Here is an 8146-nt window from a genome sequence, read left to right on the forward strand (position 1 = left end):
TCGTAATCGAGCGGTGGTGAGCATGTCGACGACGGCTCTCCCACCGCGTTCGCCCCACGGTCCGTCGACCGGGCCGGTGGTGACGGTGCATCCGGCCAGCGGGCAGTAGGCGACGGTCGCGTCGACGTCGTCCACCTCGATGCCGAGGACCCCGCCGAGACCCCGTGGCCCGCCCGTCACGTGAGAGCGGTGACGGGCACCTGCAACAAGCCCTGCCCCATGGGGCTGAACACGTTTCCGGGCGCAGCACTTGGACGGCCCCAACCACTCGACGACTCTACGGCTCGGTGACCCGGCGGACCAGCAGACCAGCGGCTGAGCGACCCAAGCGACTGAAGCGACTGAGCGGGGGGCTTGCTCGCACCGTCGCCGGTGAGCGGCCTGCGAGGGCGGGGCGTCCGTCGCTTCGGTCGCTGCGCCTCCCCGTCCCAGCGACCGAAGGACAGCGACTGAGGTTCGGTTCAGTCGCTGCCGACAGGGCTACAAAAGTGCAGGTCAAAGGAGTGACACGAGCGATCAGCGACTGAAGCGACTCAAGTTTCGGATATATGAAGGCATTCATGTGTGCGCGTGTGCGTCATATATAAGGACCTTCAGTCGCTTCAGTCGCTGTTTCGCCTCCTGGATAGCGTCTGACCTGGTGTTTTCCCTTTGCCTGCGCGCCAGTGACGGAAAGGGCGTCAGTCGCTGCCGCCCCGCTTCGGTCGCTGTCGCACGCCTCCCGGACAGCGATCGACACGGGTGTGGATTTTTTGGCATGGGCTCCGCGGCCCCACGAGCCGTGTTCGCTAGTCTGTGTCCGTCGTTCGGTCGCTTCGGTCGCTGAGAGGGGAACACCAGGTGCCCGCTGAGCTGCATCTTCCCCACCCCAGCCCCGAGCCTGCCGCCGCCGGGCGTTCAGTCGCTGGACCGGTCGCGACCGCCCGCTGGTGCGCCCGCCGAGGCTGGCCGGTGCATCCGCTCGCCCCCGGCAGGAAGACCCCGGCCGCGAACTGTGCCGAGTGCCGGACCTCCCCGCACGCCCCGGCCGACTGCCCCTGCCTGCCCGCCGGGAAGTGGTGCCACGGCTTCCACGCCGCGACCCTGGACCAGAGCAGGATCGAACGGTGGTGGGGAGCACATCCGGACTTCGGCGTGGGCGTCGCCTGCGGGGCCGCCAACCTGGTCGTCATCGACATCGACGCCCATCTCACCCAGCCCCCTTCGAGGGACCGCCTCCTGCCGGGGATCCGCATCGCCGAACACGTGGACCTGAGGGGCCTCGCGACGGGCTTCCACACGCTGGCCGTGCTGGCCGCCCTCCGCGGCCGGCCCAGCCCCGCGGACGACGCCTCGACGCTGCGGGTGCGAACGCCGTCCGGCGGGCTGCACGTCTGGTACCGGGCCACCGACAACCGCCGCTGGCAGTCGTCGGCCGGTTCCAGCGCCGGGCGGGCGCTCGCCTGGCAGGTGGACGTCCGTGCGCACGGCGGCTACATCATCGCCCCGGGCACCACGACGAAGGACGGCGCCTACACCCCCGTAGGAGAGGTCCGCGAGCCGGCCGCGCTGCCGGTGTGGCTCGCCCAGGAGCTGGAACGCACCGGCCACCTGCCCGCACCCAACATTCCCGCGCCGCGCCCGGTCCCGCCCCGGGCCCAGCAGGCGGTGCTCGCCGCCGGGGGCGGCAAGAGCCGCGAGGGCTCTCTCCTGGCGGCGCTGCTGGCCCCGGTCGAGGCGTGCGGCGAGGCGTCCGAGGGAGCGGGCTTCTCGGACGCCCTCAACCGGGCCGCCTACACCGCCGGCGGGCTCATCGCCGCGGGACGGCTCACTCGACAGGAAGCCGAAGAAGCCCTGAAAAGCACCGCTTTCGCCGTCCGGCCGGGACAGGAGCGCCGTGCCGAACAGATCATCCGCAGCGGACTCGCCGCCGGGCTGAAACGTCCTTTGTACGCCACGGGAGGGCGACTGTGACTTCGCCCCGCCATGAAACCCTCTTCGAGTTCAACCCTGAGGCTGTCGCGTCCCAGATCCGCAGCCAGGACGGGCCCCTGCCACTGCCGGCGCAGACCGACCCCACACGAGCCGCGGTCGGCGAGGCGACCGCGGTGGGACTGCTCCCCGACACCCTGACCGACCGCGGCAACGCCAAGCTGTTCGTGAAGCTGTACGCGAACGACTACCGGCATGTCCCGGGCATCGGGTGGTACCGCTGGGACACCACCAGATGGCAGATCGACGAGGACGACACGGTCCTGTGGGCGGCGGGTGATCTGGCGGAGAACATCGCCGGTCATGACGCCAGGGGCCTGTTCACCTCGCAGGCCCTCCAGCAGCACCGGCGCCGGGCGCTGTCCACGACCGGTATAAACGCCATGCTCACCCAGGCCAAGTCGGCCCCGGGCATGGTGCTGAACGCCAACCGCCTGGACGCCGATCCCTACGCCCTGTGCACCCCCGACGGCATCGTCGACCTGCGCACGGGGCTGATCAAGGTGCCGGACCCGAACAAGGACTTCCACTCGCGGTCCACGACCGTGGGTCCGCAGCACGTGGCCACACCGAGGTGGGACCGCTTCGTGACGGACACCTTCGGCGACGACGCCGAGGGCGCCGAGATGGTCGCGTTCCTCCAACTGCTGCTCGGCTACTCCATCACCGGCGACGTGGGCGGGCAGGTCCTGCCGTTCCTCTTCGGTGCGGGCAAGAACGGCAAGTCGGTCCTGCTGGACGTCCTCATGAAGCTGCTCGGCGACTACGCCGACGCCGCACCGCCCGGCTTCCTGATGTCCCGGCCCTACGAGGGACACCCCACCGACCTCGCCGAACTGCACGGGCGGCGCGTGATCGTGTGCTCCGAGGTGAAGCACGGTGACAAGTTCGACGAGGCCAGGGTCAAGCTGCTCACGGGCGGCGACCGCATCAAGGCCCGCCGGATGCGCCAGGACTTCTTCAGCTTTCAGCCCACCCACCATCTGTGGCTGCTCGGCAACCACCGGCCGGAGGTAGGGACGGGCGGCTTCGCCTTCTGGCGGCGCATGCGGCTGATCCCGTTCGAACGGGTCGTCTCCGACGATCGCAAGATCGACAACCTGGCCGACATCCTCGTCACGGAGGAGGGCCCCGGCATCCTCGGCTGGCTGATCGACGGCGCCCGCCGCTACCTGGCCGGGGACCGGGACCTGACCGGCCCGGAGCGGGTCCGCATCGCCACCACGGCCTACGCCGAGACCGAGGACCACACCGGCCGGTTCTTCGAGGAGTGCTGCGCGTTGGGGCCGGATCTGCGGGCCGAGCAGACGGGGCTCTACAAGGCGTACAAGACGTGGTGTCAGAATGAAGGAGCACCTGCCATGTCTTCGCGCACCTTCGCCTCCCGCGCCCGTGAACTGGCGGGGCTGGCCTCGCCCAAGGAGATGATCCTGTCCAATCAGCGCAAGTATTACCCAGGCATCGGACTGCTCGCCGACGAGGAGACGGAGGCGACGGCATGAGCTCCCTGATCGTCGAGGAAGAGATCGCGCACGAGATCGACATCGTGTGGCTTGAGGACATCGCACCGCTCGACTACGTACGCCAGAGTCTGGACAGGCTTCCCACCAGGCGCGGAAAGCCTGCGTACCACCGTGACGGCCGGATGGTGGGATACGCCCTCCTCGGTACTGACGCCAGGCCGTCGCGTTCCTCCGGCACGTTCCGCCGACGGGTCTTCTGGCTGCTCCCGCACGACCGGGACACCGAGCCGACGGGCCTGTACGCGAAGGGCGCCCCCGCGGAGGCGGTCGATCCGCGTACCATCGCCGCCCGTACGAAGGGCTACAAGACCGAACGGTCGGAGGGCGGCCCGCCGTCCTCCGCCATGCAGGAACTCGGCATAACGCTGCCGCTGTAGGCGGCCTCTCGCGGCCCTCCCGGAGAAGCGTTTCCCGGGAGACGAACCAGCCAGCAACAGACCGTACCGTGACGAACCGGACAGCGTGGCGCGACGGTTGCCGCGCTGTCGGGAATCTCACCCGCCCCCTCCTCTTCCCCTGGCGCTCGTTGCCCATTGCCCGTTACCGAACGGCCCGGTCCGATCCACGGGTTCACCACGACGCCCGTTCGTTCGTGTACGTACGCAAGCCCCACGTCCCCTTACGAAGAGCACAGGTGCGCCGGCACTTCACGCGCCCGATGCCGGACGTAATTCGGAGATTCGGTCGCTTCAGTCGCTGATTCCCTTCGCACACCGCTCTGAACTGGGAATACTCCGCCTCTTGGACCACAGCGACTGAGTCACTGAACCGGCCGTCGGTCGCTCACGCCCGCGAGGCGCACCACTGGAGCGGGACGAGGGGAAGCGGGGTGAGCCGACGGGCCGCACCCGGTCGTGACCCCACAAGTTCGCCACCCCTCGGCAACCGACCTGACCGCTCAAGAGCAGATCCACGAGACCGGCACCGCAGAGACATGGTTGTGCGTTCAACTAGATGGTTTATGCTTCATCTAAATGGTGCGGATCCGCACCCGACATGCCCCCGCATGCCTCGGGACCGGCGGAGCCACCGCACGGGGCCAGCACCGTCGCCGGCCCAACATCCCCCTGAAGAACCGGAGATCCCCCCGTGACCGCTCCTGTGAAGCTCGCCGTCATCTACTACTCCTCGACCGGCTTCTCCGCCGAGATCGCCAAGGAGATAACCGCCGCCGCCGAGAAGGCCGGTGCCGAGGTGCGGCTGCGCAAGGCGGCCGAACTGGCGCCCGAGGCCGCCATCGCGTCGAACGAGGCATGGGCAGCTCACGCGGCCGCCAGCGCGGGCATACCCGAGGCCACCCCGGCCGACGTCGACTGGGCCGACGCGGTGATCTTCGGAACGCCCACCCGCTTCGGCAACATCGCTTCCCAGCTGAAGCAGTTCATCGACACGCTCGGTGGTCTCTGGGCCCAGGGCAAGCTCTCCGACAAGGTGTACAGCGGCTTCGTCACGACCGCCACGACGCACGGTGGCCAGGAGTCCACGCTGCTCGCCCTCTACAACTCCATCCACCACTTCGGTGGCCTCATCGCGTCGCCCGGCTACACCGACCCGGTGAAGTTCGTCGACGGCAACCCCTACGGCACCTCGCACGTGGACGCCCAGGGCAACAACCCGGTCGCCGACCAGACCCGCAACGCCGCACGTCACCAGGCAGAGCGCGTCGTGAAGCTCGCCGCCGCCCTGAAGGCCGGCCTCGCCTGACCCGCCACCGGCGGTCGGCGCATACGGCTCGGCCCCTCCGTCGGGCGGGCGCACCGGCACACCCGGCCGCACGGCTCACCCCGGACCGGACGAGCCGGTCAGCTACTGGACCTCGTGCGGCCCCGACCATCGTGCGTCGGTATTTCCGCAGTTCAAAGCGGCTTTCTGGGGAGAACAGCGACTGAAGCGACTCAAGTTCCGGACATGAGGGGTGCGCCGGCCCGCACCGGTTGCCTCACCGGATCCGACGCCTCACAGGGGCAGTCCTCCGCGGGCCAATCACTCCCAGTCGCCCCAGTCGGGCCAGTCTCCCCGTGGGCCAGTCGCCTCTGCGACACACTCTCGGCACACACGGAGGACTCCCCCCGGCCGCCGGCCGGCCCGTCTGCCTGCATGTCAGACCGTGTTCGCCGCTGGGTCGCTTGAGTCGCTGTCCAGGCCCGTACACGACTGCTGAGCTGGGCCTTTCCAGCAGCGACTCACCGCACTCGGCCGCCGACCCCGGCGGCCGAGTGTCGGCTTCGGGCGTGCGCCGCCAGAAACGGCAGGACGACGTCGGCCGCCATCTCGTCGGGTACTTCCTCGGCCGGGTCGCGGTCGGCGTCGCAGGCGTTTCCTGATCGCCCAGGCGATCAGCTCAGGCGATGCTCCAACCCCTCTTCTGGATCGACCGCTCAAGAGAGCGTGCATTCACTGCGATTCCCGTATCGAAGTGCGCCTCGACACCCCGCGGCTCGGCATGCCTTGACACCCCGCGGCTCGATACGTGTCTCAAGACCCTGCGGCCGTCCCGCCACGGAGGGATGACGCAGGTGTGACACTCCTCTCCCCCACCTCTTGATGTCCCGACAAGAGGCCACTGGACCTTTACGATGGAAGCACAAGGTTCCAGTGGCCTCTTAGGGGGGACCACTGATCGGGTTCCGCGAGACACATGAGAGAAGAGTGAGGTCGACCCCGCGGGCGTCAGGGGCGGCCGGTACGGAGCCCTCGACACACTTCCGGACGACTCAGGGGGATCGCCGAGGTAAGCCCAAAAGGGGCCACGGGATGATTTTGGTGTCCGAGTAGGAACGGACCAGGAAACCGGTGTTGCTGTCAGAAGTTTTGACAGGCCGTGATCGGCCGAAGCCACCTTCGATCCGAAGGCGCCTGTGACCAGCAGAACGGCGAAGGCCTTCGCTGCCTCCCAGGTCGGAAGCCCCTCGGTTTTGAAGGCGCCAGAGTTCGGCCGAGATAGGCCCTCGGGGAGTATCCGAACGGAAATTAGCGGTAGGCGTCAGGTGGAGCCCGGCAGGAGCCCCCCTGTGCCGCTTCCGACGCTGATCGTCAGCCGGGACGCCTGGCCATGACGACCACGCCCGGCCCGCTCCACTCATCCGCGGGGAGCCGGAGTTCGGCGACCGGGTGCAGTCCGGCCTGCTCGATCAGGTCCACGAGCTGCTCCGGCCGCCACTTGTGCGTGGTCCAACGAACGGGCACTCCTCCGTATGCCTCGGTGCGCACCGCGTCCTCGTCGCCGACGTGTGTGCCTGCGATGAGGTGCCCGCCCGGCTTCAGGGCGTGCGCGAAATGGGCGAGGACCTGGGGAAGGACATCACGGGGGAGGTTGAACAGTGACCACCACCCGAGCATGCCGCCGAGGGAGGCTTCACCGAGGTTGAGCTCGGTGGCGGAGGCGACGCTAAAGCGGCATTGCGGATGTAGTGTGCGACATCCCGTGAGTTCCCCTGAGCCCCGCTGACTCCCTGGGCCCGTGGCCAGCGGGTTCTTCCTCCTTCGTGTGCTCTGCCGGCTTGTGACGTAACTTCGGGATTCTTGAAGCGTTCTCATCTCGTCCGACCGATTCGCAGTCGGGTCGAAGGTGAGGAGGCTCGGGTTGGCGGCGCTGGCAGTCGTACGGGACCTGCGTGAGCACTGGGCGCCCGCGTCGGCTGAGGAGCTGGAGCGGTTCGAGACCGATGTGCTGTCCGGGTTCGTCCTCGCACGGGCCTCAGCAGGGCTGGCGGACGGAACCATCCGCGGGGACGTCGGTCACCTGGATCAGATCAGGACCTGGTTCGGCCGACCCTTGTGGGACATGGAGCCCGCTGACGCGGACGTGTACTTCGGGAAGGTGCTGCGGCACTCGCCCAGCGGCACCCGGCTGGGCCGGTCGCAGGCGTTGAGCACGTACTTCATGTTCCTGGAGCTGCGACACAAGGTCGAAATCCACCGGATGAACGGCCGGGTTGTCGAGTGCCCGATCGACGAGATGAACAGGCCGCGCGGGGCCAAGGACGCCCAGCTGCGGATCCCGCCGACCGAGCCGGAGGTCGGGACGCTGTTCACCGGCTGGGGCGGCGAGCTGGCCGCCTGCCGCAAGTTCGCCCCGACCGCCAGGAACTACACCGCCTCCAAGCTGATATCGCAGGTCGGCCTGCGGGTCAGCGAGGCATGTGGGCTCGACCTGGCCGACATCAAGTGGGACCTGGGACGCTTCGGCAAGCTCCACGTCCGCCACGGCAAGGGCGCCCGCAGCTCAGGCCCGCGCGAGCGGATGGTGCCGCTGATCAACGGCGCCGACCGGACACTGCGGTGGTTCATCGAAGACGTGTGGGGCCAGTTCGATGACGATCACACTCGCCCTGGTGCCCCGCTGTTCCCCTCCGAGCGCAGGAACACCGACGGCTCCGCCCGCCGGGTCGGCGACGACGCCCTGCGCAACGGGCTCGACAACGCGGTCCAGGCTCATCTGGCGAGTTGGACGGACAGGTTGACACCGCACGTCCTGCGGCATTTCTGCGCGTCCCAACTCTACGGAAACGGGCTGGATTTGCTCGCAATCCAGGAGGTCTTAGGACATTCCTGGATGGGTGCAGATCTTCTGAGGGTGCTGTCGGTCAGGCGGTGGGTATGACCTGGTCGCGGTAGCGCGTCTGGTGGTTGCGGATGAGTTCCTGCTGCTG

At 68.5% G+C, this 8146-nt stretch carries 5 protein-coding genes and 1 pseudogene; 5 read left to right on the top strand and 1 reads right to left on the bottom strand.

All coding sequences use genetic code 11. The features are described 5' to 3' along the window. Positions 1 to 951 precede the first annotated feature (951 nt). The 4 genes from ACFC09_RS14925 to wrbA all read left to right on the top strand — a co-directional run bounded on the left by ACFC09_RS14925 (position 952) and on the right by wrbA (position 5198). On the top strand, positions 952 to 1953 hold the full coding sequence (locus tag ACFC09_RS14925) for a bifunctional DNA primase/polymerase (protein WP_376527559.1): 1002 nt from the start codon (positions 952 to 954) through the stop codon (positions 1951 to 1953). Continuing rightward, a complete protein-coding gene (locus ACFC09_RS14930) occupies positions 1950 to 3473 on the top strand; it encodes a phage/plasmid primase, P4 family (RefSeq protein ID WP_376527562.1) in 1524 nt (507 codons plus the stop codon). Before ACFC09_RS14925 ends, ACFC09_RS14930 begins: the two co-directional genes overlap by 4 nt. Continuing rightward, complete coding sequence (locus tag ACFC09_RS14935; protein WP_376527565.1) at positions 3470 to 3871, top strand: DUF6009 family protein; 402 nt, start codon at positions 3470 to 3472, stop codon at positions 3869 to 3871. Before ACFC09_RS14930 ends, ACFC09_RS14935 begins: the two co-directional genes overlap by 4 nt. A gap of 712 nt (positions 3872 to 4583) precedes the next feature. Then, positions 4584 to 5198, top strand: a complete 615-nt coding sequence (wrbA, locus tag ACFC09_RS14940) for an NAD(P)H:quinone oxidoreductase (RefSeq protein WP_376527568.1) — start codon at positions 4584 to 4586, stop codon at positions 5196 to 5198. Positions 5199 to 6527: 1329 nt separating this feature from the next. On the opposite strand, the pseudogene ACFC09_RS14945 reads toward wrbA, so the two are convergent. Continuing rightward, a pseudogene (locus ACFC09_RS14945) lies at positions 6528 to 6911 on the bottom strand (SAM-dependent methyltransferase); the annotation flags it as partial. Positions 6912 to 7077: 166 nt separating this feature from the next. Here ACFC09_RS14945 and ACFC09_RS14950 point away from each other — a divergent pair. Continuing rightward, a complete protein-coding gene (locus tag ACFC09_RS14950) occupies positions 7078 to 8097 on the top strand; it encodes a tyrosine-type recombinase/integrase (RefSeq protein ID WP_376527571.1) in 1020 nt (339 codons plus the stop codon). The last annotated feature ends 49 nt before the right edge of the window (positions 8098 to 8146 follow it).

This window comes from Streptomyces sp. NPDC056161 (genome assembly GCF_042268025.1).
Taxonomy (GTDB): Bacteria; Actinomycetota; Actinomycetes; order Streptomycetales; family Streptomycetaceae; genus Streptomyces.

Bases quoted from the DNA above. Each gene is read 5' to 3' on its own strand.
- ACFC09_RS14935 (WP_376527565.1), top strand. From the start codon at position 3,470: ATGAGCTCCCTGATCGTCGAGGAAGAGATCGCGCACGAGATCGACATC.